This is a genomic window from Arthrobacter sp. MYb229, from assembly GCF_002975405.1.
Taxonomy (GTDB): domain Bacteria; phylum Actinomycetota; class Actinomycetes; order Actinomycetales; family Micrococcaceae; genus Glutamicibacter.
Map to the genome: position 1 here is coordinate 1 of NZ_PCPS01000012.1, position 23,442 is coordinate 23,442.

Genomic DNA, 23,442 nt, shown 5'->3' on the forward strand with positions numbered 1-23,442 from the left:
GCCGGAGTTGGTGACGGTGAATCCGAATCTCACGGTGATGATGATCGGTGAGCGCTGCGCCGAACTGATCCGCGGCAGCTGATCCGCGGCAATCGGGGGTGCCGCCGGATGCCCGGCGGCACCCCCGCTTCAAGTTGTGCCACCATTGCCAACGGCCAATTGATCGTTGGCCTTGCGGCCGCTAAACCGCTTGGATCTCCGGCGCACGCTTGGTCGCCGTGATCACCCCACGCGGAATATCGCGGCGCCCGACGTCGATCAGCCCGCTGCGCTCCTTCATCTTGGCCAATTAATCGAGTGTGGCTTGCCTGGCGGAGCCCGGCTCGGAGACGGTCAGCTGGATTTCGGCGTTGCCGTAGAAGGCCATGTTCGCCCCGAATCCGTGGTGCATCATCTTGCCTACTCAGCGGCCGATATTTTCCAGGCCTTCGCCAACCAACGCTAGGGGCGTGCGCGAGCGCGCGGCGAGAAGAACCTAAACTTGAAGGCATGACTGCAACACTGGTGGCCAAGGACCTTGCCGGGGGCCACGCCGATCGAACCCTCTTCTCCAATCTCAGCTTCACGCTCTCCCCCGGAGAGGTCTATGGCATCGTGGGCGCCAACGGCGCCGGCAAGACGACCTTGCTGCGGCTGCTGGCGGGGGTCGACGAGCCGATGGGCGGGAGCGTATCCACCGCCCCGGACGGCGCGTTCATCGGCTGGATGCCGCAGGAGCACGAGCGGATCGCCGGCGAATCCATCGCCGCGTACCTGGCCCGCCGCACCGGCTGCGCGCAGGCCACCGCCGCCATGGAAGCCACCGCCGAGGCGCTGGGCTCCGGGGATCCCGGGGCCGATGACGCCTATGCGGTGGCCTTCGAGCACTGGATGGCCTCCGGGGCCATGGACCTGGAGGACCGCGCCCCGGGCGTGCTGGCGGAGCTCGGCTTCGAGCTGCCCATCGACTCGCTGATGACCGCGCTGTCCGGCGGGCAGGTGGCGCGCATCGCGTTGGCCGCCCTGCTGCTCTCCCGCTTCGATCTGGTGCTGCTCGACGAACCCACCAACGATCTGGACCTGGCCGGACTGCAGCGTCTGGAAAGCTTTATCACCTCGCTGCGCGCGGGCGTCGTGCTGGTCTCCCACGACCGAGAATTCCTGGCCCGCTGCACCACCGGCATCGTGGAGCTGGATCTGGCGCAGAACCAGGTCGCGGTCTACGAGGGCGGCTACGACTCCTATCGGGAGGAACGCGAGATCAACCGCCGCCATGCCCGCGAGGCCTACGAGGAGTTCGCCGGCAAGAAGGCCGATCTGGTCTCCCGTGCCCGCACCCAGCGCGAATGGTCCTCCCAGGGGGTGCGCAACGCGATGAAGAAGAACCCGGATAACGACAAGCTGCGCCGCAAGGCCTCCAACGAGTCCTCCGAGAAGCAGGCGCAGAAGGTGCGGCAGATGGAATCGCGGATCAAGCGTCTGGAAGAGGTGGCCGAACCGCGCAAGGAATGGGTGCTGCAGTTCGAGATCGCCGCGGCCGAGCGTTCCTCATCCGTGGTCTCCACGCTCAACGAGGTCGCCTTGGAGCGCGGGCATTTCAGCTTCGGCCCGCTGTCCATCCAGCTGAACGCCGGGGAGAAGATCGGCATCACCGGACCCAATGGCGCGGGGAAGTCCACGCTGCTGAACCTGTTGCTGGGCAAGCTGTCCCCGGATTCGGGCACCGCAACGCTGGGCACCTCGGTAGCCATCGGCGAGATCGACCAGGCGCGCAGCTACCTGCCCGAAGAGCTGCCCCTGGGCACCGCCTTCGAAAACGCCCTGCCGGAGATGACCTCGGCCGATGCACGCACCCTGCTGGCGAAATTCGGGTTGAAGGCCAACCATTCGGCCGCCCTGGTCGGTGCGCTCTCCCCCGGGGAACGCACCCGCGCTGGCTTGGCGCTGCTGCAGGCGCGCGGGGTGAATCTGCTGGTGCTCGACGAGCCCACCAACCACCTCGATTTGCCGGCCATCGAACAGCTCGAAGAGGCGCTGGAAAGCTACGAAGGCGCGCTGCTGCTCGTCACCCACGATCGGCGGATGCTGGAAAATGTGCGTCTCGACGCGCGCTGGGAAATCTCGGACGGCCAGCTCACCGTGCGCCACTGACCGGGCGCGGTCCTCTTGCCAAGGACTTGGACGGCAAATACGATCGAAACAATTTGAAATTCTGCCCGCCGGACAGTCAGTTCACAGATATTCAACGTAAGCTTTTAAATATGGGAGCCGAGTTTTTCAGTTCTTTCGACTGTGAAGTCGACGCCTATACCCCAAGGATATTTACATGAGTAGCAGTTCAGTCATGGAATCCACCGCACCTTCCGTCAAACCCGGTGATCCGAAAAGCTTCTTCCACGTGAAGAAGCTCGTCGCCGATGCCGGTTTGGTCCAGCGCCGCCGCGGCCACTACCTCGGCGTGGCGATCGTCTTAACCGTCCTGCTGGGCGGCACGATTGCCGGATTCGTCCTGCTGGGAGACAGTTGGTTCCAGCTGCTTATGGCCGGCGCCTTGGGCCTCTTGCTGACCCAATTCGCCTTCCTCGCCCACGAAGCGGCGCACCGCCAGATCCTGACTTCGTCAAAGGGCAATGACAAGCTGGGCCAGTTCCTGGCCAACATTGTGGTCGGCATCAGCTACCAGTGGTGGATGAACAAGCACAATAAGCACCACGCCACACCGAACACCATCGGCAAGGACCCGGATATCGAGTGGGACACCATCTCGTTCCAGACCGAAGATGCCAAGCGCCAGCGTGGTGTGCTCAAGTGGATCACCGAGCGTCAGGGATACCTGTTTTTCCCGCTGCTGACCATGGAAGGCCTCAACCTTCACATGCTCTCGATCAAGTACCTGTTCCGCGCGAACCGGGTGAAAAACCGCAAACGTGAAATGTTCTCCATCGCGCTGCGCATCGTGATCTACCTGGCCGCGATCTTCTACTTCCTGCCAATCGGCATGGCCTTCGCCTTCATCGGCGTACAGCTGGCAGTCTTCGGCGTCTACATGGGTGCGTCTTTCGCACCGAATCACAAGGGCATGCCCATGATTCCGCAGACCGCACGCATCGACTTCTTCTCCCGGCAGGTTCTGACCGGGCGTAACATCATGGCGAAGTCCACCTGGGGCAACCGCATCCTGTCGCATGTCTATGGCGGGCTGAACTACCAGGTGGAGCACCACCTGTTCCCGTCGATGCCACGCGCCAACCTGGCTGCCGTGTCCAAGATCGTACGCCAGTACTGCGAGGACCACCAGGTTCCGTACACCATCGCCACCGTGCGTGAGTCCTACTCCCAGGTCATCACCTACCTGAACAAGGTTGGCCTGTCGGCCCGCGACCCATTCGATTGCCCGATGGTCACCGGTTTCCGAACCATCTAGTTTTCCCGCACCACGCAAAGCCTCAGGGGAGGATCCATTTCGGATCCTCCCCTGAGGCTTTTTTGCCGCCGCTTGGGCCCTTGGCTACTCACCGCGTTTCAGCGTGCCGACCTCCGCGTTATCCGCGTCCAGGACGAGCATGGTATCGCCCGAGACCTGGGCGGCCACCGCGGAAGCCAACCACGGGTCGATTCCCGGGCAGTACATCTTGGTGCTGCTCAGCTGCTCGAAGCGGATCTCGCCGTCGGCCTCGCTCCATTGCCCGGCGATCCGATTGCAGCCATCGTTGCCCGACACCTTTCCATCCTCGGCCAGCTCGAGCCACGGACTGCCCTGCGCCTTCTCGCCCCAGAGCCCGGCGGGGTCCGCGCCCGCCCCGGAGCTACCGGCGCAGGAGGCAAGGCTCACCGCAAGGAGCGGCATCACTAGAACTGCTAGAAATCGCTTCATAGTCCCAGCGTAGAACGAGGCGGGCGGCGATCCAACGAAGTAGCAATAATTCGTGGCCCGCACCCGGCACACCCCGATGGATTGCCCAGCTTGGCCGGCTGCGCCCGGGGCGCAAGGACTTCTTCGCCCGTTCTTTCGGCCCCCTTTCGCCCTTGGCCAGAAGCGCGCAGACTAAGAGGATGGGTACCGAAGCAGCGCCGATGTTCGCCGATCGCCACGATGCCGGCAGGCAGCTGGGAGTTCGGCTAGCCAGCAACCTGCCGCCGGCAAATTACTTGGTCGCCGGCTTGCTGCGCGGAGGAGTGCCGATCGCCGCCGAGGTCGCCGAGGCGTTAGGTGCCCCGGTGGCCGCGATGACGGTGCGCAAATTGGGGGTTCCGGGCTTTGCCGAGACGGCCTTCGGCGCGCTGGCCAGCTATCGCGGGAGCCTCGCGACCTACCTCAACCCCGCGATCCATGCCCAGGTGCTCGCCGACTTCGGACGGTCCACGGTGGAGAAGGTGGAAGGCCGCGCCCGCACCGAGGCCGACCGTCTGGCCCGGGTCTTCGCCGACTACGCTCCCCCGCTAGCGGGAGCCACCCTCGTCCTATGCGACGACGGGCTGGCCACCGGGGCCACGATGAAGGCGGCCCTGCTGCTCGCCCACCGGCTCGGCGCCCACCGGCTGATCGCCGCCGTGCCGGTGGCCCCGGCAACGTCGCCCGAGGAATTGGCCGAATTCTGTGATGCGTACTTCGCGTTGCACCTCCCGCAGCATTTTGGCGCCGTGGGCCGGTTCTACGACCGATTCGATGCCACCAGCGAGCAGCAAGCGCTCGCCCTCCTGCGCGCAACAAGTTGAGCACGCACGACAGCTGCCATCACCCGACCCGGGGTGATCGAGGCCTCCACAAAGTTGAACTTCAGCAGCAAGTCGATGAAGCCGGCAGCAGCGCTTTCGAGCGATCGCTTAGGCGATCGAGATCAGGTCCCGGTGCCCTTTGCGCTGATCGATAATGGCGACAAACATGGTGATCAGCACCAGCAGCGCGATGGCTACGAAGGAGAAGCTCATCGCGTTGGTCCAGCCGGAAAGATGGTTCACACCGTAGAAGATCGCGGTGATCATTGCGAGGCCCACGGCGGTGCCGACACGCTGCGAGGTCTGCATGAGCCCTCCGGCGCTGCCGGAGTTTTCCACGGGTACTTCCATCAGCGTCAAGGTCTGGTTCGGGGAAATAATGAATCCCTGCGCGATGCCGATGAAGGCCAGCGAGAGCATCATCCACCAGATGTTGAGCAGACCCCGTGCTTCGAGCTCCACCACCATAATCGTGGCCAGCAGGCCGAACAACGCGCTGCCGGCGCCGAAGACGATCAGCTTGCGTCCGACACTCATCACGTAGTTTCCCGCCAGCTGGGAACTGACTGCCGAGAGCAAGGCCGCCGGCAGGCAGATCAGCCCCGCCTGCAGGGCGCTGAAGTCCAGCGCGCTTTGCACATAGATGGCCACCAGAACCCAGACGCTGCTGACTCCCATGAAGTACAGCCCGGCGATCAGGCTTCCATTGGTGAAGCTGGAAATCTTGAACAAGGACAACTCGACCATCGGGGCGCGTCGGCGTGCCTTGTACTTCTTCTCCCAGTGCACCCAGAAGACCAGGATCCCCAGGCCCACGACGAGCAGCGCCCACAGGGCGGGGTTTTCGCGCCCCTGCACAAAAGGCAGCAGGAAGGCGAGCAGGCCGGCCGCCAGCAATACGCCGCCCACCGGGTCCAGGTCCAGCTTTCCGGTGCCGCGCACGAGCAGCGGTCGGGGAAGCCACAGCAGGGCCAAGAGCACGGCGATGATGCCCACCGGTACGTTGATCAAGAAGGTCCAGCGCCACCCGGCATCGGGGCCGAGCCAGCCGATGAGGAAGCCGCCGAGCACCGGGCCGATCGCCACGGAGACGCCGATGACGGTACCGAGCAGCCCGTAGGCGCGTCCGCGTTCGGGGCCCTTGAAATGCTGCTGGATCATGCCCATCACCTGCGGGTTGAGCAGCCCGGATCCCAAGCCCATGATGAATCTGGCAATGTTCAGGCTCGTCGGGTCCGGCGCCAGGCCAGCGAGGATGGATGAGAGCGTGAAGATGACCACGCCGGCAACGAACACCACGCCGCGGCCCAGCACGTCTCCGGCACGGCCGGCGGCCACCAGCACCACACCGAAGGTCAGCGCGTAGCCGGCCAGCACCCACTGCATATCGGCTTCGGAGGCACCGAGGGTGGTCTCGATCGATGGCAGCACCACGTTCACGATGCTGACGCTGACCAGGGACATGAACATGGTCGCCAGCAGCACCCAGAGCAGTCGCCAGCGCGCGCCGGACGACAGCGGTTCCGGTACCGTCAAAGATCGCTCGGGCATAGTCCAACTTTCCACGATTTAACTGCGCCAGCGGCGGTGGCCGGATGGCGTGCACAAGTAGTTCAGCGCACGGAGTCGAGAACTTATTCCCTAGTGGGAGGCCACGTTCTTGGCCAGGATCGCTTCGATCGCGATGATGCGCAGTTCGATCAGGTCCTCGAACATTTCGTCGCTGGTTTGGCCGGGCAGCTGCAGCGCCGCGCGGCATTGCGGCGCGGCCACCTGCGCGGCGGCATCCAGCCGCGATTCTGGCATCACGCGGGTGACAAGTTCTTTATGCTCCTCCGGCAGCCGGTCATAGGTGTAGTCGAAGCGCAGCCCGAAGCCGAGCACATCCTGTTCCAGCGCGCGAACCATGGTGACCGCGGTGTTCAGCGGCAAGTTGATATCGACGTAGAACTGGAGCAATCTCTCAACCAGCAGCGCATGCCGTGGACCGATGGTCACATTGACGTTTTCCTCCATGCCCACCAGTGAGGCCCGCGGGAACGCCCGATGGAGCCGGCGCGATTCGGCATAGGCCATGCGTACGCTCGCCTGCCAGTGCGCCGGATCAAAATCGATCAGCGGCGCCTTGTCCAAGAAGAGCTCCACCGCGAGGTTGATGATTTCCTGGCGGTCCTTGACGTAGTTGTAGAGCGCGCGCGGGGTCACCTTGAACTCGGCGGCCAGGCGGTGCATGGTCACCGCCGCAAAGCCTTCGTCCCCGGCGATGGACAGCGCCCGTTCGACCAGATCCTCGCGGGCGAATGTGGTCCAGTTGGAATCCTTGCGTGGGCGGCCGCGCCCGCGCTTTGCAGAAATCTCCGGTGGCTGGTTTGTGGCTTCGCTCATAGCAACAGTCTAGGCCTAGACAGCGCCCGCTTTCGGTATCTCGCCGGCCTACCGGTTTTTATCGCAACAATGGGTCTAATACAGCGCCAGCAGCTTGCGTGCCCGCTCGTGCCAGAGATTTCCGGCGAGCGCCAGATGCCCTACGGCGAACGCGACGCCTCCGGAAGCCCATGGGCCGATGAGCGCCAGCGAGCCGATGGAGTTGAACGCGGCGACCAGGCCGGCGGCGATCACCAGAATGCCGACGCTGACCAAGAGGATGTGCGCCCACCATTGGCGGGTGGGCAGCAGCACCGCGAGCAGGCCGAGCAGGCTCGCCGGACCGATGATCAGCCAGCCGTTCAGCTCACTGGTGCGCAGCCCCGCGGAAACCACCCAGACCCCGGTGGCCAGCACGAGCAATGCCCCGGCGATCAGCCACAGCGGGCCGGGCCGGGCCATGGAGCCGCGCATCATGATCAGTGGAGTGAGCACCTGCGCCCAGAGCAGCACGGTGATGGGCAGGAAGAAGAGTCCGATGCCCGAGGACCCCACGACCACCACGAGCGTCATGAAGCTCGCGCCAAGCAACCCGATGACCGTGGAGAAAATGTTCTGCAGGTAAAGGCCCACCACGCTGAGCAGCACCGGCAGGATCGCCACCCAGATCACCTGCGCTCCGACCAGCGCTTCGAGCCGCGCTAGTCCCCCGTTCGCGCCGTCGGCGAAGGGCGTCCAGTCGCCGGCGTTTCCCGGTGCCGCAATGGGGCCGAAGTACACCACTACGGTGGTGAGCAGCGCAAAGGCGAGGATCGGCCAGCCGAGGATGCGGTTCAGGAAATCCTTGCCGCTGCGCACCTGGAGCGCCTCGGGTGCGGTGCGCTGGAATTTCGCCGCGCGCATGCCCGCGGTTCCCAGCTGTTCGATCAGCTCAACCTGGGTGCGGCCACGCCCCGGGAGCTTGTGGATTTTTGCCCGCGTCTGCTCGATGATCTTATTTCGTTCCGCAGGAGTCAGGTGGCTCAACTCGTGGCGCAGCTGCTCCACATATTTGCGCGAGGCTCGGGGAAGGCGTGACTTCATGGGGCTTACTTTACGCGGTGGACCGGCCAGTTTCGCGAAGGCGGATGGGACACCGCGTTTGCAGTGTCCCATCACGTGGCAGTCCCTTTTCAGGGCGATCGGCAGGCGCCTATTTTCCGGCCCCTGCGGTCAGCCCGCCAACGATGTACTTCTGCAGGAAAAGGAACAGCGCCATCACCGGGATCGCGGCGAGCACCGCACCGGCGGCGAACACCGACCAGTTTGAGGTGAACTCCTCGGAAACGTAGGAGTACAGGCCCACCGCCAGGGTCTGGTTTTCCGGGCTGACCAGCACCACGGAGGCGATCACGAAGTCGCTGGTGGTGGAGATGAAGGACAGCAGCCCCACCACGGCGAGGATCGGTGCGACCAGGCGCAGGATCATGGTGAAGAAGATCCGTGCATGCCCGGCCCCGTCGATCTTGGCGGCCTCGTCGATTTCCACCGGCACGGTGTTGAAGAACCCGTACATCAGATAGGTGTTCACGCCCAGCGCGCCGCCGAGGTAGACCATGATCAGCGCGATCTGGTTGTCGATGCCCAACCCCGGGTACACCTCTCCCAGCGTGGTCAGCAGGATGAAGATCGCCACCACGGCCAGCAGCTGCGGGAAGATCTGCACGACCAGCAGCGAGACCAGCCCGAAGCGCCGCCCCTTGAAGCGCATCCGGCTGAAGCTGTAGGCGGCGAGCGCGCCGAGGAAGACCGAGGCGGCGGCGGTGGTCAGCCCGATGAACATGGTGTTGGCGAACCAGGCGGCGAAGGGACGCTGTTCGTTGGCGAACAACTTGGCGTAGCTTTCGAAGCCGATGGTGGAGAAGAAGCCGTTGGAGGAGAGCAGGGTGCCATTGGGATTCAGCGAGGCGGAGAGCACGTAGAGCAGCGGGAAGGCCGCGTAGATGCACAGGGCCACACCGATCAGGTGCCGCCAGCCGGTGGCCGCGAACCATTGGCCAAAGCCCTTTTTCGGCGCCTTGCGTGGGGTGGAAATCGAAGTACTCATTAGTTCAGTTCCTCCAAGGCCTTGGTCTGCTTGAAGCTGATGACCGCGACGAGCGAGACGATCAGGAAGATGATGATGGAAAACGCGCTGGCCAGCCCGTAGTCGCGTTGCGAGCCGACGAAGGCGACCTTGTACACCATGGAGATCAAGATGTCCGTGGCCCCGACGTTCATCCCCGAATCGGCTAGCCGCGGCCCGCCCTCGGTGAGCATGTAGATCACGTTGAAGTTATTGAAGTTGAACGCGAAGGAGGAGATCAGCAGCGGGGCGACGGAGACCAGCAGCAGCGGCAATTTGATCAGCCGGAAGATCTGCCAGGGTTTGGCCCCATCGATCTTGGCCGCCTCGGCCAGTTCGTCGGGAATCGACTGCAGCGCACCGGTGCACACCAGGAACATGTACGGGAAGCCCAGCCACAGGTTGACCCAGAGCACCGAGAACTTCGCCAGCCACGGGTCGGTCAGCCACGGGATCGACGCCCCGCCGAAGAGCACCTGGTTCACGTAGCCGAAGTCCTTGTTCAGCATGCCGGCCCAGACCAGGCCGCCGAGGAAGGCGGGGAACGCGTAGGGCAGGATCGAGATCACCCGGTAGACCTTGCGCCCCTTCATCCGCAGGTCGTTGAACACGATGGCCAGGAATAGGCCGAGGAAGAAGCTGGTGGCCACCGAGAGGAAGGCGAAGCCAAAGGTCCAGGCGGTCACGGAGATCAGCGAGCCGCGGATCGAGGAGTCGGTAACCGCGCGGGTGAAGTTGTCAAAGCCGACGTTGATCGACCAGCCGGGCATGAGCTGCTCGCCGCTTGGCGCGCTATAGGCTCCGACTCCGGTATCCCGGTAGACGAGGCCGGTGGTCGAATCGGTCATCGTGTCCGCGTTTGGCTCATAGACCAGGGTGGAGGTGTATTGGTAGGCGGTGCGCCCGTCGGAGGTGCGCAGCGTTCCGTCGGCCGGGTTCTCGCTCATCGGCACCGCCAGCGAGGTGACTTCCTGCTGGCGGCCGAGCAGGTCGGCGAAGGAAAGCTGGGTGTACTGCCCTAGCGCGTCCGGGTCGATGGGTGCCAGCGGGTGCTGGACGTCGCCCATCAGCGACTGCCCCTCGCGTTCGACCAGGAGGGCCAGGCCATCGGCGCCTTCGAGCACGGTGACCGGGTAGCCGGCGGATTCCGGCACGCGCTGCTGGTTGCTTTGCAGCAGCGACATGATCGCGTCGTCCTTGTCCGAATTATGCCCGGAGCCGTAGTTGGTGAAGGCGATATACCCGGTGTAGCCGATCACGAAGACCTGGAAGATCAGCAGGAACACCGCCCCGGGAGCCAGGTACTTTGCCGGCAGCCAGCCGCGCTTGAAGTAAATGGCGTTGATGACCAAGGTGATCACCGCGATGATGCTGGCGATCAGCAGCGCATCCTTGGCTACGGCCAGGAACACCGCGAAGAGCGCCGTCGCGTCGAGGACCGCGATGGCCAGGATCTTGACGAGCATCGCTCCGAGCCCGGTGTTCAGGTTGCGCGTGAAGCCTTGGGCCGTGGAGGAAAGCTTAGCTGGTTCATCCTGCGGCGCACGGTCTTTCGGCGCGGTGGTTTTCATGGTCATCCCGGAGTTCCTCGAGCGATCTTTAGTGAGCGATAATCGATGCTGCGGCCGCCGGGGTCCGCCCAGGCGGGTCGGATCCCAGCGGCCGCTGGTGTTTACTTGGAAATTGCGGCTTCGATGTCCGCAGCCATTTCATCCCAGCGCTTGACTGGATCCTTGGCCTTGCCGGAGATGATATCCGCCTCGGCCACACCCCAGAATTCCCAGACCGCTGCCATTTCCGGCACGTTCGGCATCGGAACGCCGTTCTCGCCGACCTCGCCGAAGGCGGCAACTACCTCGTCGGCTTTGGCTGCTTCGAAGGCAGCCTTGTTTGCCGGCGGGCGATCGCCGACCGCATACAATTCGGTCTGCACCTCTTCGGTGCCGATGTAGTTGGTCAAGAATTCGGTGGCTGCCAACAGGTTTTCGGTCTTGGAGGAGACGAAGAACCCCTGGACGGCGACAAATGGCTGGGCCGGTTCGCCGCCGGCGCTGGGGATCGGGTCGATGGACAGCTCGATTTTCGCTTCTTCGGCGGCCTCGACGTTCCATGGGCCGGTGATCAGGAATGGCGAGTCTCCGGAGATGAACTTCTCCTTGGCGATGTCGCTGTCCACCGAGGTTTTCAGCGTGCCTTCCTTGCCCTGCTCGGCCATCCACTTGGCGAATTCTGCACCGCCGTCGTTGCCCAGTTCCAACTTGCTGGCGTCGTAGGCGCCGGTCTCATCGGTGCCGAAGACCGGTGCGCCGAAGGAGGCCTGGAATGGGTACAGGTGGAAGGGGTCCCCGGTTTCGGAGACCTGGACCAGGAATGGGAATTCGGCACCCGATTCTTCGCCCGCCTCGATCATGTCCTCAAAGCTTTCCGGTGCTTCACCGGCCAGCTCGGTATTGCGCAGCAGCGCCAGGTTTTCGGTGGCGTATGGAACGCCGTAGGCCTTGCCCTCGTAGCTCATCGCGGTGACCGCGACGTCTTGGAAGTCCGCCGCCTTATCGCCGAGTTCGACCGGCTGCACGACGCCGTTGTTTACCAGGTTGCCCAACCAGTCGTGGGCGCCGATGGTGATGTCTGGACCCTTGCCGGTGGGAACCTGGCGAAGGAAGTCTTCCTGGATCTTGGAAAAGTCCTTGATGACCAGATCCACTTTCACGCCGCTGCTGGCGGCGAATTCCTTGGCCGCCTGTTTCAGCACCGGTTCGCGGTTGGCATCCACCCAGACGGTCAGCGATCCGGCGGATGCCGGTGCCGAGGAGGAAGCCGCCGGGGAGTTGGAGGCCGCCGGTTCGGTGCTCGTGCCGGATCCGCCGCAGGCGGTCAGCGAGAGGGCGGCGATGGCCGTCATGGCCCCGCCGACTATCAGGGAGCGAGTGTTCACCTTCATTGGGTGTACCTTTCGTGGCAACTTGGTTCATCTGCGCCGGCTGAGTCTCGATCTGCTGCGCCTGGGCCGGACTGATTTTGTGTCGTGAATCACGACGTGAATGTAAGCGTTTCCAGAGTGACACAAATCATCAGGTTTGGCAACACCTCCCGCAGGCATCCGGAATTGATCGAACCTCACCACGCCGAACCCGTCTGCGTCTTCACGGTTTAATGGAAGCGTTTACAATCGTGCGTTCATCGCCTATCGTTACCGGCATGACTCAATCGCGCACTCTTTCGGAATCCCCAGCGTCCGGGCACGGCTCGGAATGGTGGCGCACCTCGGTGATCTACCAGATCTATCCCCGTTCCTTCGCCGACGCCAACGGGGACGGCATTGGCGATCTGGCAGGCATCACCTCGCGCCTCGATTCCCTAGCCGACATGGATATCGACGCCATCTGGCTCTCCCCCTTCTTCACCTCCCCGCAAAAAGATGGCGGCTACGACGTGGCCAACTACTGCGATGTCGATCCGCTGTTCGGCACCTTGGCCGACTTCGACAAGATGGTGGCCCGGGCCCACGAACTCGGCTTGCGCGTGATCATCGATCTGGTGCCAAACCATTGCTCCGATCAGCACCCCTGGTTCCAGCAAGCTTTGAACGCCGCACCTGGATCCCCCGAAAGAGACCGCTTCATCTTCCGCGACGCCCCCGCCGGCGCGCTGCCCAACAACTGGGAGTCGGTGTTCGGCGGCCCCATGTGGACCCGGACCGCCGCACCGGATGGCTCCCCAGGCCAGGCCTATCTGCACATCTTCGATTCCTCCCAGCCCGACTTCAATTGGCATAACGAAGAGGTGCGCGCCATGTTCCGCGATGTCTTGCGCTTCTGGCTGGACCGCGGCACCGACGGATTTCGCGTGGATGTCGCCCACGGCATGATCAAGGCCGAGGGCTTGCCGGATTTCACTCCCCCGGCGCACGGCGATTCCATGGGCGGCGACGAGGTGCTCGCCCCGTGGTGGGGCCAGGACGGCGTGCACGAAATCTACCGCGACTGGCGCCAGGTGCTGGACGAGTACGAAGGCGAGCGGGTGCTTTGCGCCGAAGCCTGGGTCAGCCCGCTGGAGCTGATGGCCAAGTGGGTGCGTGATGACGAAATGCATCAGGCATTCAACTTCCCGTATTTGGGCACCGAGTGGGATGCGCCCGCGCTTCGGCAGGTCATCAACGACTCCCTGCGCGCCTTCGGCGCCGTCGGCGCGCCGAGCACCTGGGTGCTCTCCAACCACGATGTGGTGCGCCACGCCTCGCGCTTGGCATTGCGCGACGACAACCCGCAGGGCGAAGGCATCGGCCCGCTCACGCCGAATCACCCGGATCCGGCGCGCGGACTGCGCCGGGCGCGGGCGGCGTCCGCATTGATGCTGGCTTTGCCCGGCGGGGCCTACCTCTATCAGGGCGAAGAGCTCGGCCTGCCCGAAGCCATGGAGCTGCCCGATGCCGCCCGGCAGGATCCTACCTGGTTCCGCACCAACGGCGAACGCTACGGCCGCGACGGCTGCCGCGTTCCCATCCCCTGGGAAGCCGCGGCCCCGGCCTTCGGCTTCAGCGCCAGCGGGGAAAGCTGGCTGCCGCAGCCGGCCAGCTGGGAGCGCTACGCGCGTTCGGAACAAGCCGCGCAGCCCGATTCGACCCTGAATATGTACCGCTCGCTGCTGCGCCTGCGCCGCGAAAACCAGTTGGGCTCCGGCGATGTGCAATGGCTGGAGACCGGCAGCGAGCAGCTGCTGGCGCTGCGCAACCGTGCGGTGACCGTCATCGTGAATTTCGCCGGGCAACGCGCCGAGCTACCCGGCCAGCTCGCCGGCCTGCCGGTCTTGCAGGCCAGCGCCGAACAGTCACGGCCCGGGGTCATCGAGGCCGAATCGGCCTTGTGGCTTGGCGCCGAGCGCCGGTAGCGCCCGGTAGTCTCGAAAGTACGTGCGGCATCCGGGCAACGGATGCCGCACCCGCTCAGCAATTCATCGAGGAAGGGTCAACGTGGCCGGTATCAAGGACGTGGCTGAAGCCGCAGGGGTTTCCATCGCCACCGTTTCCCGAGCGCTTTCGGGCCGCGGCAACGTCTCGGCCACCACCCTGGCCGCGGTGCGCCGCGCGGCCGACGAGCTGGACTACGTCGTCTCCTCCAGCGCCTCGGGGCTGGCCTCGGGGCGAACGCGCAATATCGGGGTGCTGGTGCCGATGATCAACCGCTGGTACTACGGTTCGGTGCTCGAAGGGATCAGCACGGCGCTGATGCGCGAAGGCTACGACACCACGCTGTACCAGTTGAGCAAGGACGTCGATCAGCGCGAAAAGGTCTTCTCAGATTTCCTCTTGCGCCAACGCGTGGACGCGGTGATCGCGGTGAACGTCGAGCTCAGCGAAGCCGAGGTAGCCGCCCTGCATGCACTGGATAAACCCCTGGTGGGAGTGGGCGGGCCGCTGCCCGGGGCACCCACCTTGTATTTGAATGAGGAAGCCGTCGCGGCCCTGGCCACCGAACACCTGATCACCTTGGGCCATACGCGGATCGCGCATATCGGCGGCAGCCAGGAAACCGACCTGGATTTCCAGCTCCCCACCCAGCGCCGCGCCGGATACGAACGCGCCTTGCGCGAAGCCGGCCTGAGCGTGGACGACGAATTGTATATGGGTGCTGATTTCACCATGGCCCAAGGCTACGAGGCGGCCAAGCAGCTGCTCGGCCACCCGGGGCACCGCCCCACCGCGATCTTTGCCGCGAGCGATGAGATGGCCATCGGGGCGATGCTCGCCGCCCGGGATCTGGGCCTGCAGCTTCCCCACGATCTGTCGGTGATCGGCATCGACAATCATGAGCTCGCCGAAATGTTCGGCCTGACAACCATCGAGCAGCGTCCGCATGAACAGGGCGAAACGGCCGTGGCGATGCTGCTGCGCACCATCCGCGGGCTGGAAGCCGCCGAGGGGCACCAGATCAAGCATCGGCTCATCGTGCGTTCATCGACAACGCGCCCACCGGCCTAGGCCGGTGGGCGCGTCGCCGCTATTAAGTTATTGTTTTGGCCGCGGCATGACTAGCCGAGGGTGGATGCCGGAGCCTCTTCGCCTTCAACTTCTTCCAGATGCAGGTTGCGGCCCTGGGTTTCGCCAACCCACAGCACAGCGCCGGCGGAAATCACGGTCAGCACCATAATGTAGACCGCGATCGAACCGGACCAACCGGTAGCGGTCAGCAGGATCTGCGCGACGGTAGCGGCGAAGGCGCCGCCGAGGATCGAACCGAGCGCGTAGCCGATGGAGATGCCCGAGTAGCGGATGCGTGCCGGGAACATCTCGGCGTACATCGCCGACTGCGGGCCGTAGGAAAGACCCAGGCCGATGGTGAGCACAAAAATCCCGATCGTGTAGAGCACGATATTCGCGGTGTCCACGAGCATGAACATCGGAATCATCCAGACGAACACAATCCCGTAGCCGATGACGAACGTATTGCGGCGTCCGATCCTATCCGAAAGCCAGCCGCCGACCAGGGTGAAGATCAGCCAGCCGACCGAGCCGATGGTGGTCGCCAGCAGGATCGGCGCCAGCTCCATCCCCAGCACCTTGGTGGTGTAGGAGATGAAGAACGCGATCACCAGGTAACCGGCCGCGTTGTTGGAAACGAAGATCAGCGCCGCCTGCAGTACCTGCTTGAGGTTCGTGCTCATCAGTTCGCGCAGCGGGGTGTGCTCCGAAGCCTTGCGCTGTGCCATGGCCTTGAAGACCGGGGACTCTTCCACCGCGCGGCGAATCATGTAGCCGACAAGAATCAGCACCACCGACAGCAGGAATGGAATGCGCCAGCCCCATGACTGGAACTGTTCGGGAGTCATCGACACCCGCAGGATGAACAGCAGCCCGGTGGCCAGAATCATGCCGATGGGCACACCGATCTGCGGGAAGGCGCCAAAGTAGCCACGACGGGCATTCGGTGCGTGCTCCACGGCCATCAGCGCCGCTCCGCCCCATTCGCCACCTGCCGAGAAGCCCTGGATCACACGCAAGAGCACCAGCAGGATTGGCGCGCCGATGCCGATCGCAGCGTAGGTCGGCAAGACACCGATCAGCGAGGTGGCCACGCCCATGAGGATCAGCGTCAGCACCAGGATCTTCTTCCGGCCGTAGCGGTCGCCCAGGTGGCCAGCCACGACGGCGCCCAACGGACGGAAGAAGAAGGAAATGCCGATCATGGCGAAGGAAAGGATCTGCGCCAACGCAGGGTTCGATTCACCCAGCGGTTCCAGGAACAGCGGAGTCAGCAAGGTTGCGGTGAGCTGGGCAAAAATGAAGAAGTCGTACCACTCGATGGTGGTACCGACCAGGGTGCCGGCGAGAACGCGCCGCTCTTCCTGGGTGCGGGATACGGTTGTAGACATGTGCGAGTGTCCTCAGCTGAAGATGCGATTAAATACCGACCGTTCGGACGGGTAACAAACCAATAGTAGATTATGAGTGATCATCCTCACAAGCCAACGAGGCGCGGGCCACATTTCGGGCCGTGGGACCACGGGCGATTCAGCAGACCTGCGGGGCAAGGAAATTCAACAAACGAATTCGCCGTTCGGATAGAGAACCCTTAGACTCGCTTTGAGAACTACTAGCGTCGAGCCCAAGGCGATTTGTCCGTCGGAATTTTCGGCGGCAGCGCCGGAATGAAGAAGATGTCATCCTCGCAAACTTTGTCTCGTGGTATCCGGGTATTGGAGATCGTTGCGGACTCCACGGTCAATCTGACCATCGCGGAAATCGCCGCCGAGCTCGACGTGCACCGTTCCATCGCCTACCGGATATTGCGCACCTTGGAAGAGCACCGTCTGCTCAGCCGCGACGAAGCCGGCCGGATTCGAACCGCCTCGGGATTAGCGGCGCTGGCCCGGTCGGTGCAGCGTGACCTGCAAACCGCCGCGATGCCGGAGCTGACCAAGATCGCCAACGAACTGTCGATGACCGCCTTCATCGCCGTCTGGGAGCATGACATGTGCACCACCTTGCAGTCGGTCGAACCGCTGCACTCGCACCGCGCCATCGTTCACCGCCCCGGTTCGGTCCATGGCATGGATATCGGTGCCCCGGGGATCGCGATCCAGTCCAAATACACGCGCGGCCAATGGGACGCGATGCAAACCGGTATCGAGTACCGGGAGCCTGCGCGCGCCGCGCGCATCGAGGGGTACGCCACCAGTGAGGATGAAGTGATCCAAGGTGTCACGGCCATTGCGGTTCCCATCTCCCACAACGGGCCAACACCTGCGGCGATCGCGGTAGTCTTCGCCACGAGCACCGTGGATGATCGCGAACGCATTGTCCGCGCGCTCAAGGAAGCTGCGCTGAACATCGGCGACGAGCTGGACTAGCGCCAGCAAAAGCACCACAGATGAGCGAAGGCTCCTTCCCACCCGGGAAGGAGCCTTCGCTGAATCACAAACTGCGCTACCGCACCCGCGACAAGGACGGCGCCCGGGAGACGATCAGCTTCATGGCCAATGCGGCGAGCAGAATCAGGAATGCGGCCGCGCTGGAGACCCAGAAGGCCCCGAGATAGCCTGCCGAGTCGGCGAGCAGCCCGGCCAATCCGTTGCCGATCGAGGTACCCACCACGATGCCCGCCGACAGCAGCGTCATCACGGTGGACAGCAACTTCGGCGGAGCGACCTCCCCGCCGAGGGTCATCACCGTCACGATTACCGGCCCCACCGCGAAGCCTGCGACGAACAAGGCCAGCAGCATCCATGGGACGGTTGCCGCAAAATGCAATCCGAAGCTGGCGATAGTCAGCGCCAAGCCGCAGGTGATCCAGCGGTTGATCTGGCTGAACCCTTGCGGCCAGGCGGCCACGGACACGGCAGCCAAGGCGCTGGAAATTCCCATCGCTCCGTAGAGCAGTCCGCCCTGGTTCGAGTCCCCCTGGGCGCCGGCAAAGGCGAGGGTGCCCGCGGCCGATGAGCCAAAGACGGTGCCCAATCCGATCATGCCCGTAACCAGTGCGCCAATCGCGGCGAGCCGGGCACGACCGATGCGGACCTTTCCGGTCTGCGCGGCGGCGGCGTGCAGCTTCACCGCGTCACCGGTGCGGTGCTTGGCAAAGACCGGGACGAGCACCACGGTGAGCACCGCGGCAATCAACAATGGCAAGGTGGGGTGCAGCAGCGATGCCAGCAGGCCAACGGCTACCGGGCCAAAGACGAAGCCGAGCTCGTCGAGCATGGATTCAAGGCTGAGCGCAGCGGTGAGCACCTTCGGGTTTCTCTTCTGCTGGCGTGTCATCGAAATCCAGCGCACCCGTGACATCGGGCCGACTTGCGGGCCGGTGGCACCGGCAAGCAAGGAAATCAGCACGAGCACGCCGACCACCATGCCCGGCCCGCTGTTTCCATACCAGGTGAGTATGAGCAGCAAGATGGTGTGCAGGATCGCAGCCGGAATGAGGACCGGGCGCTGCCCTAAGCGGTCGGCCAGATAGCCGAGCGTCGGTCCGCCGATGGCCGAACCCAAGCCGACCATGGCGGCGCTCAGGCCGCCGAGTGCATAGGATCCCGAGGAGGCAGTCACCAGGGTCATGGACCCGATGGTGAGCATTGCCAGCGGAAGCCGGGCAAAGAAAGATAACGGAAGGTACGCGGTACCAACCATCGGAACCAATGATGCAAAACCTGGTTTAGGTTCGATGATTTCGTTTGGTTCGTTGGACAACATATGTTGAGTCAACAATTCTCCACAACAAAGCGTGTGTCGTCCCACGCCCCCCGACACACAAAATTTCCCAGACATGCCTGATGGCACTACTTTCAACATACCAGCGTCTTCGGCAATGTCTAGCTCATATAGCGAGCATCACTTCCGGAGTCATATCGATGGTCGACCCATGCTGCGTCTTGGTGACCGTGACACGGTTGGAAATGCGTTGTTTCATCTCTGAAACGTGTGAAACCAGGCCGATCATCCGCCCTCCGGCACGCAGCGATTCCAGCGCTTCCATAACCTGCTCCAGGGTCTCCGCATCAAGGGAGCCGAAGCCTTCATCGACGAAGAGCGTCTGCATGTCCACGGCACCGCTGTGATGGGAAATGACGTCGGCCAGACCAAGCGCGAGCGCCAGCGAGGCCATGAAGGTTTCACCGCCGGACAGCGTCTGGGTATCGCGTTCCTTGCCGGTCCATGAATCACGCACACGCAAGCCCAGACCGGACTTCGAGTTGCCGCGGGTCGAATCATCATGGTGCAAGGAGTAGCGATTCGAGGACATGATCATCAATCGCTCGGTCGCGGCCGCGGCGACTTCTTCCAAGCGCGCCGCCAGCACATAGGTGCTGAGCGTCATTTTGTACTTGTTCTCTCCCCCACCACGAATTACTTCGGCGAGGTCGCGAAGGCGCCGGTATGCGTCGATCACCGGTCCTGATTCCGAACGATACTCGGCCAGTGCCGTGACGGATTTGCGCAGCCGTTCGAGTTGGGTCTGCGCGAGCACCTCGTCCTGGCGTGCGCTCTCGAACAGCTCCTCGGCCAATTTGGCGTTCTCCCGTGCCTCGCGCAGGTCTTCCTCGGTCGGTGTTTTAATGCCCGCGGCGCTGAATTCCCGGGCACGCCGGTAGTCTTCGGAGCCCTTGAGCGTGGCAATGGCGCTGGAACGTACGGTGTCCTGGTGATGGATGCGCTCGAATTCCTCGCGCGCCTCCGTGGACAGCAGCGCCGCCGCATATTTCGCGTCCTCGTCGAATCCGGCCTCTTCGCGTTCACGAGTCCAGCTCTCTTGGGCCTTCTGCGCGGAATCCACCGCCGCTAGGTAGTCCTTGAGCGTGTTCAAGGCGCGATTGAAGATCGTGAATTCTGCGCGTACCTTCAGCACTACGTCATCGATGCCCAAATCACTGCCTTCACGCAGCTGCCTGAGTTTCTCCTCGAGCTCGGAAATCTGCGTGTTCAGGGACTCCACTTGCTTGGTACTCGCGGCGTGGTCCATCGCTGCCGCGGCGACCTTCGCGGTCTCTACTTCGATGCGCGTGCGCAGGGATTCGAGTTTTCGAACCAGCTCGGCAGTCTGGGCTTGTGCGGCAACGGCCGCGTCGAGTGCTTCCTGCGCTTCGCCGGCTTTGGCCTGGCCCGCCTCAACGGTTAGTTCCTGGGCGGCTTCGGCCGCTGCCTCGAATTTGGTGGTCGCGATGTCACGGGCCTTGGCCTTGCGTTGCTGGAGGTCGCGTTCGTCCTGGACTTCTTTCTCCAGCGCTTCGAGCCGTTCGTCGTCGATCAGTTCGGCACCGGCTTCGGCTTGGGCCGGCCGTGGATGTTCCAGCGAACCGCACACCAGGCAGGGCGATCCGTCTTCGAGTGCCGCCGCAAGACGCAGCGCGCTCTGTTCCAGTTGGGTGCGTTGCGCGGCGATATGCGTATTTTCCGCGGCGTTGAGCTTCAGGCTCTGCTCGGCATACTCGATGTCGGCTTTGGTCAGCGCAATACGGAGCTTATCGCGGAGTTTGACCTGGCCAACCAAGTCCTGCGCGGTTTTCAGCTCTTCGGTTGCCTGTTGTTTTGCCGTGGCGGCGGCTACCGCGTCGAGCTTGTCCGGATCCGCAGCAAGCTCATCGCGCCCAAGGCGCAATTGTTCGAGCGTCTTCTCCGCGTCGCTGCGGGACTTGAGCTGCTTGGCGGCCAGTTCGATCGATTCTTTGAGTTCTTGGCGAAGGCGTTGTTGCTTGGCCTCATCGCTCACCGCCGCCTTGAGGACTGCGAGCCGATTGCTCAATTTCAGCGTGCGCACTCGGATGTTCTCAAGGTCTTCGGCGTTGGGCTGGAGCCGCAGTCCGTGCTCCTTCAGCAGTTGGGCTTTGCTGTCTTCCCACGGCGCGGTCAGTTCTTTCAGCGCACGTTGCGTGTCCTTGAGTTGAGCCTCATAGCCGCGGATTCCGGCGGCCCGTCCATGGAGCTCAAGGCCCTGTCCGGCAAGGACGGCTGCGGGATGCATGCGTTCTTGCTCTGCCTCCAGGCTCAGCAATTCGGCGTGGCGGGCAAATACGCGGCGGCGTTCGTCCAGGGATTGCTGGTTTTTAAGCGCCTTGTCGCGTTGCATTCGTTGGTTTGCGCAGTTTTCCTGATGCGCCGTGGCTAGAGCAAGAATTCGGGCATCGTAGCCCGCAAATTCTGCGGCTAAATCCAGTGGTTGCTCCACCTCTTCCACGGGCTCTTCCGGGTCCCCCGTTTCGTGGGCCCCCAAGTACTCGGTGGCTTCCTCGCGTATGCCATTTTCACGCGCGCTGAGCGTCGCTTCAACAGCGGCGGCCTTCTTGCGTTCCTCGCCTAGCCGTACGTTGAATTCTTCCTCGATCTTCGCGTAATCGCTGGTGTCGAAGAGGTTGCTCAACAGCTCTTCACGGGCGGTGGCCTTGGCGCGCAGGAAGTCGGCGAAGCCACCTTGCGGAAGCATCACCACCTTGGTGAATTGATCGCGGTCCAGTCCCAAGAGGCCCCCGAGGACCTGGCCTACCTCGTCGTTGCGTGTGGAGAGAGCTTCCCATTGCCCCTTGACCAATTCGCGCAACGCGCTGGATGCCTTTTGTTCGGTGATGCCATTCTTGCCGCGTTTGCTCGGGCGCATCCATGCCGGCGACCGGGTGACCTCGAATCGCCGGTCCCCGATGGTCAGCTCGCAGATGACCTGCGGTTCGACTCCCAGCGCCGCATGGTCCGAACGGATCTGCCGGCTGCCGGCTCGATTTCCAGGCAAGGATCCATAGATGCCGTAGCAGATCGCGTCGAGGATGCTGGATTTCCCGGCACCGGTCGGACCGTCGAGCAAGAACAGTCCGCCGGAGGCCAGCTCGTCGAAATTGACTTCTTCGACGCCAGCGAATGGGCCGAAAGCCTGAATTCTAAGCCGATGGATTCTCATTTGCTCACCTGTGCTTCACGAGTGCTGCGGATGACCGAATCGAGCAATTCGCGTTCGAGTTCATCGGGGTGCCGGTCCCTGACATGTTCGATGAAGTCCGAGCAGACCTGCGCGGTGCTGGTCGCCTTGGCCATGCGTTCGGAGTAGCTGGACTTTTCCTTCGCCTTGCCGCCTTGCGGGTCGAAAGCCAGCACCACCGTGTCCGGGAATCGAGTCCGCACCTTGCTCATCGCATCGGCCGGACGTTCGGGATCGGTCAGGGTCACCTGGCACCAGGCGTCCTGGGCGTATTCGAGGGACTCATCGGCGAGCAGGTCCGCCAAGTCTCCGCGGAGCACGGCCAGCTTTTTAGGCACCGAGAGGATGACCTCCTGGTACCCGGTGATGCCTTCGGCTCCGGTATCGATCAGCCACACGCCCTTGCGCTGGTTCACCTCGGAGAACGAGTAGGCCAAGGGGGAACCCGAATAGCGGATGTGTTCGGTAATGCGTTGCCGGCCATGCAGGTGTCCCAGCGCGGTGTAGTCAAAGTTCTCAAACAGGTGCGCCGGCACCACATCCAGATTTCCGGTGCTCAGCTCTCGTTCGGAGTCGCTGCCCTGTCCGCCGGCGGCAAAGAGATGAGCCATGGCTACGGAGACGACCGGCGAACCCTGCTGGCGCAAGCCGGCCAGATGCCCCTCGATGCGCGTGAGTGCGGCGCCGGCCACCGCTTCATGGCTGGCCCGATCGACCTGCAGTTCGTCCATCACCATGCGGGGCTCCAGGTACGGGATGCCGTAGACGGCCACCTGGTGGTCCCCGCCGTCGAGCAGCACCGGTTCGAGCATGCGTGCGGGTTCGGCGAAGATGTGCACCCCGGCGGAGTCAAGCAGTGCCGAGGCGAAGCCCAGCCGTGAGGCGGAATCGTGATTGCCGCTGGTCAGGATCAGCGTCGCCCCGGTCTTGCGAAGTTCACCGAGCGCCCAGTTGCAGAGGCGGACCGCATCGACATGTGGCAGCGCCCGGTCGTAGATGTCACCGGCCACCAGCACCGCATCCACCCGCTGTTCGCGGGTGATGTCGATGATCTCCTGAAGTACGTTGCGCTGGGTTTCGAGCAACGACGCACCATGGAAGGTCCGTCCCAAATGCCAGTCGGAGGTATGAAGCAATCGCATGAATCCACCTTATGCACTTGCGCCGACAGAATGAGCATTAGCCCAGATTTTTCATGAGGTCTTTGACGGTCACCGAAATCCACTACCCAGGATTCCCGGTGGCCGTTACTGATTCCGCCCACGCCAAAGAACGCCGAAACACCAGCGCTGGGTGCCAGGCTCCACCGACCTGGACTGAAATGATCTTTCAAAACCAAAGAAACAACAGGACAACCGCCAATTCAAGCAGCCAGCTCACCGCGCC

Annotated in this window: 18 protein-coding genes; 7 read left to right on the forward strand and 11 right to left on the reverse strand. The window is 63.4% G+C overall.

Features of this window, described 5'->3' with window-relative positions; translation table 11 throughout:
* Positions 1-489 precede the first annotated feature (489 nt).
* Together CQ019_RS17880 and CQ019_RS17885 are read left to right on the forward strand one after the other, a co-directional pair.
* Positions 490-2,130, forward strand: coding sequence for an ABC-F family ATP-binding cassette domain-containing protein (locus CQ019_RS17880; protein WP_105554791.1), 1,641 nt, complete (start codon positions 490-492; stop codon positions 2,128-2,130).
* 175 nt (positions 2,131-2,305) lie between these two features.
* Positions 2,306-3,403 carry an acyl-CoA desaturase gene (locus CQ019_RS17885; RefSeq protein ID WP_105554792.1) on the forward strand — a complete coding sequence of 366 codons (1,098 nt, stop codon included), beginning with the start codon at positions 2,306-2,308 and terminating at the stop codon, positions 3,401-3,403.
* 84 nt (positions 3,404-3,487) lie between these two features.
* Here the strand turns inward: CQ019_RS17885 and CQ019_RS17890 are convergent, their stop codons facing one another.
* Positions 3,488-3,853, reverse strand: coding sequence for an META domain-containing protein (locus CQ019_RS17890; RefSeq protein ID WP_219843969.1), 366 nt, complete (start codon positions 3,851-3,853; stop codon positions 3,488-3,490).
* A gap of 179 nt (positions 3,854-4,032) precedes the next feature.
* On the opposite strand from CQ019_RS17890, the gene CQ019_RS17895 reads away from it, so the two are divergent.
* Positions 4,033-4,695, forward strand: a complete 663-nt coding sequence (locus CQ019_RS17895; protein WP_105554794.1) for a phosphoribosyltransferase — start codon at positions 4,033-4,035, stop codon at positions 4,693-4,695.
* A gap of 108 nt (positions 4,696-4,803) precedes the next feature.
* Here the strand turns inward: CQ019_RS17895 and CQ019_RS17900 are convergent, their stop codons facing one another.
* The 6 genes from CQ019_RS17900 to CQ019_RS17925 all read right to left on the reverse strand — a co-directional run bounded on the left by CQ019_RS17900 (position 4,804) and on the right by CQ019_RS17925 (position 12,104).
* The gene (locus CQ019_RS17900; protein ID WP_105554795.1) at positions 4,804-6,246 is read right to left on the reverse strand and encodes an MFS transporter; all 1,443 of its coding nucleotides are present in this window, start codon (positions 6,244-6,246) and stop codon (positions 4,804-4,806) included.
* 90 nt (positions 6,247-6,336) lie between these two features.
* Positions 6,337-7,080 carry a TetR/AcrR family transcriptional regulator gene (locus CQ019_RS17905; protein WP_105554796.1) on the reverse strand — a complete coding sequence of 248 codons (744 nt, stop codon included), beginning with the start codon at positions 7,078-7,080 and terminating at the stop codon, positions 6,337-6,339.
* A gap of 75 nt (positions 7,081-7,155) precedes the next feature.
* Positions 7,156-8,142, reverse strand: coding sequence for a hypothetical protein (locus CQ019_RS17910; RefSeq protein WP_146113396.1), 987 nt, complete (start codon positions 8,140-8,142; stop codon positions 7,156-7,158).
* 109 nt (positions 8,143-8,251) lie between these two features.
* Positions 8,252-9,145 carry a sugar ABC transporter permease gene (locus CQ019_RS17915; protein ID WP_105554797.1) on the reverse strand — a complete coding sequence of 298 codons (894 nt, stop codon included), beginning with the start codon at positions 9,143-9,145 and terminating at the stop codon, positions 8,252-8,254.
* Positions 9,145-10,740: an ABC transporter permease subunit gene (locus CQ019_RS17920; protein WP_105554798.1), complete on the reverse strand. Its 1,596-nt coding sequence runs from the start codon at positions 10,738-10,740 to the stop codon at positions 9,145-9,147. The genes CQ019_RS17915 and CQ019_RS17920 overlap by 1 nt, the downstream gene beginning before the upstream one ends.
* Before the next feature lie 95 nt (positions 10,741-10,835).
* On the reverse strand, positions 10,836-12,104 hold the full coding sequence (locus CQ019_RS17925; RefSeq protein ID WP_105554799.1) for a maltose ABC transporter substrate-binding protein: 1,269 nt from the start codon (positions 12,102-12,104) through the stop codon (positions 10,836-10,838).
* Positions 12,105-12,361: 257 nt separating this feature from the next.
* On the opposite strand from CQ019_RS17925, the gene CQ019_RS17930 reads away from it, so the two are divergent.
* Together CQ019_RS17930 and CQ019_RS17935 are read left to right on the forward strand one after the other, a co-directional pair.
* Positions 12,362-14,050: a glycoside hydrolase family 13 protein gene (locus CQ019_RS17930; RefSeq protein ID WP_105554809.1), complete on the forward strand. Its 1,689-nt coding sequence runs from the start codon at positions 12,362-12,364 to the stop codon at positions 14,048-14,050.
* Between the two features lie 82 nt (positions 14,051-14,132).
* Positions 14,133-15,140 carry a LacI family DNA-binding transcriptional regulator gene (locus CQ019_RS17935; RefSeq protein ID WP_105554800.1) on the forward strand — a complete coding sequence of 336 codons (1,008 nt, stop codon included), beginning with the start codon at positions 14,133-14,135 and terminating at the stop codon, positions 15,138-15,140.
* A gap of 50 nt (positions 15,141-15,190) precedes the next feature.
* Here CQ019_RS17935 and CQ019_RS17940 read toward each other — a convergent pair whose 3' ends face one another.
* Positions 15,191-16,531, reverse strand: coding sequence for an MFS transporter (locus tag CQ019_RS17940; RefSeq protein WP_105554801.1), 1,341 nt, complete (start codon positions 16,529-16,531; stop codon positions 15,191-15,193).
* 243 nt (positions 16,532-16,774) lie between these two features.
* Here CQ019_RS17940 and CQ019_RS17945 point away from each other — a divergent pair, with 243 nt between their 5' ends.
* Positions 16,775-17,509 carry an IclR family transcriptional regulator gene (locus CQ019_RS17945; protein WP_258133793.1) on the forward strand — a complete coding sequence of 245 codons (735 nt, stop codon included), beginning with the start codon at positions 16,775-16,777 and terminating at the stop codon, positions 17,507-17,509.
* Between the two features lie 76 nt (positions 17,510-17,585).
* Here the strand turns inward: CQ019_RS17945 and CQ019_RS17950 are convergent, their stop codons facing one another.
* The 3 genes from CQ019_RS17950 to CQ019_RS17960 all read right to left on the reverse strand — a co-directional run bounded on the left by CQ019_RS17950 (position 17,586) and on the right by CQ019_RS17960 (position 23,198).
* Positions 17,586-18,848: an MFS transporter gene (locus tag CQ019_RS17950; protein ID WP_258134092.1), complete on the reverse strand. Its 1,263-nt coding sequence runs from the start codon at positions 18,846-18,848 to the stop codon at positions 17,586-17,588.
* Between the two features lie 124 nt (positions 18,849-18,972).
* Positions 18,973-22,038, reverse strand: a complete 3,066-nt coding sequence (locus tag CQ019_RS17955) for an AAA family ATPase (RefSeq protein WP_105554803.1) — start codon at positions 22,036-22,038, stop codon at positions 18,973-18,975.
* Positions 22,035-23,198, reverse strand: coding sequence for an exonuclease SbcCD subunit D (locus CQ019_RS17960; protein WP_105570305.1), 1,164 nt, complete (start codon positions 23,196-23,198; stop codon positions 22,035-22,037). The genes CQ019_RS17955 and CQ019_RS17960 overlap by 4 nt, the downstream gene beginning before the upstream one ends.
* Before the next feature lie 62 nt (positions 23,199-23,260).
* Between CQ019_RS17960 and CQ019_RS18665 the strand changes: the two genes are divergently transcribed.
* A partial coding sequence (locus tag CQ019_RS18665) for a hypothetical protein (protein ID WP_219844272.1) occupies positions 23,261-23,442 on the forward strand: 182 nt, incomplete at its 3' end.

Bases quoted from the DNA above. Each gene is read 5' to 3' on its own strand.
- CQ019_RS17880 (WP_105554791.1), top strand. From the start codon at position 490: ATGACTGCAACACTGGTGGCCAAGGACCTTGCCGGGGGCCACGCCGAT.
- CQ019_RS17885 (WP_105554792.1), top strand. From the start codon at position 2,306: ATGAGTAGCAGTTCAGTCATGGAATCCACCGCACCTTCCGTCAAACCC.
- CQ019_RS17890 (WP_219843969.1), bottom strand. From the start codon at position 3,853: ATGAAGCGATTTCTAGCAGTTCTAGTGATGCCGCTCCTTGCGGTGAGC.
- CQ019_RS17895 (WP_105554794.1), top strand. From the start codon at position 4,033: ATGGGTACCGAAGCAGCGCCGATGTTCGCCGATCGCCACGATGCCGGC.
- CQ019_RS17900 (WP_105554795.1), bottom strand. From the start codon at position 6,246: ATGCCCGAGCGATCTTTGACGGTACCGGAACCGCTGTCGTCCGGCGCG.
- CQ019_RS17905 (WP_105554796.1), bottom strand. From the start codon at position 7,080: ATGAGCGAAGCCACAAACCAGCCACCGGAGATTTCTGCAAAGCGCGGG.
- CQ019_RS17910 (WP_146113396.1), bottom strand. From the start codon at position 8,142: ATGAAGTCACGCCTTCCCCGAGCCTCGCGCAAATATGTGGAGCAGCTG.
- CQ019_RS17915 (WP_105554797.1), bottom strand. From the start codon at position 9,145: ATGAGTACTTCGATTTCCACCCCACGCAAGGCGCCGAAAAAGGGCTTT.
- CQ019_RS17920 (WP_105554798.1), bottom strand. From the start codon at position 10,740: ATGACCATGAAAACCACCGCGCCGAAAGACCGTGCGCCGCAGGATGAA.
- CQ019_RS17925 (WP_105554799.1), bottom strand. From the start codon at position 12,104: ATGAAGGTGAACACTCGCTCCCTGATAGTCGGCGGGGCCATGACGGCC.
- CQ019_RS17930 (WP_105554809.1), top strand. From the start codon at position 12,362: ATGACTCAATCGCGCACTCTTTCGGAATCCCCAGCGTCCGGGCACGGC.
- CQ019_RS17940 (WP_105554801.1), bottom strand. From the start codon at position 16,531: ATGTCTACAACCGTATCCCGCACCCAGGAAGAGCGGCGCGTTCTCGCC.
- CQ019_RS17950 (WP_258134092.1), bottom strand. From the start codon at position 18,848: ATGTTGTCCAACGAACCAAACGAAATCATCGAACCTAAACCAGGTTTT.
- CQ019_RS17955 (WP_105554803.1), bottom strand. From the start codon at position 22,038: ATGAGAATCCATCGGCTTAGAATTCAGGCTTTCGGCCCATTCGCTGGC.
- CQ019_RS17960 (WP_105570305.1), bottom strand. From the start codon at position 23,198: ATGCGATTGCTTCATACCTCCGACTGGCATTTGGGACGGACCTTCCAT.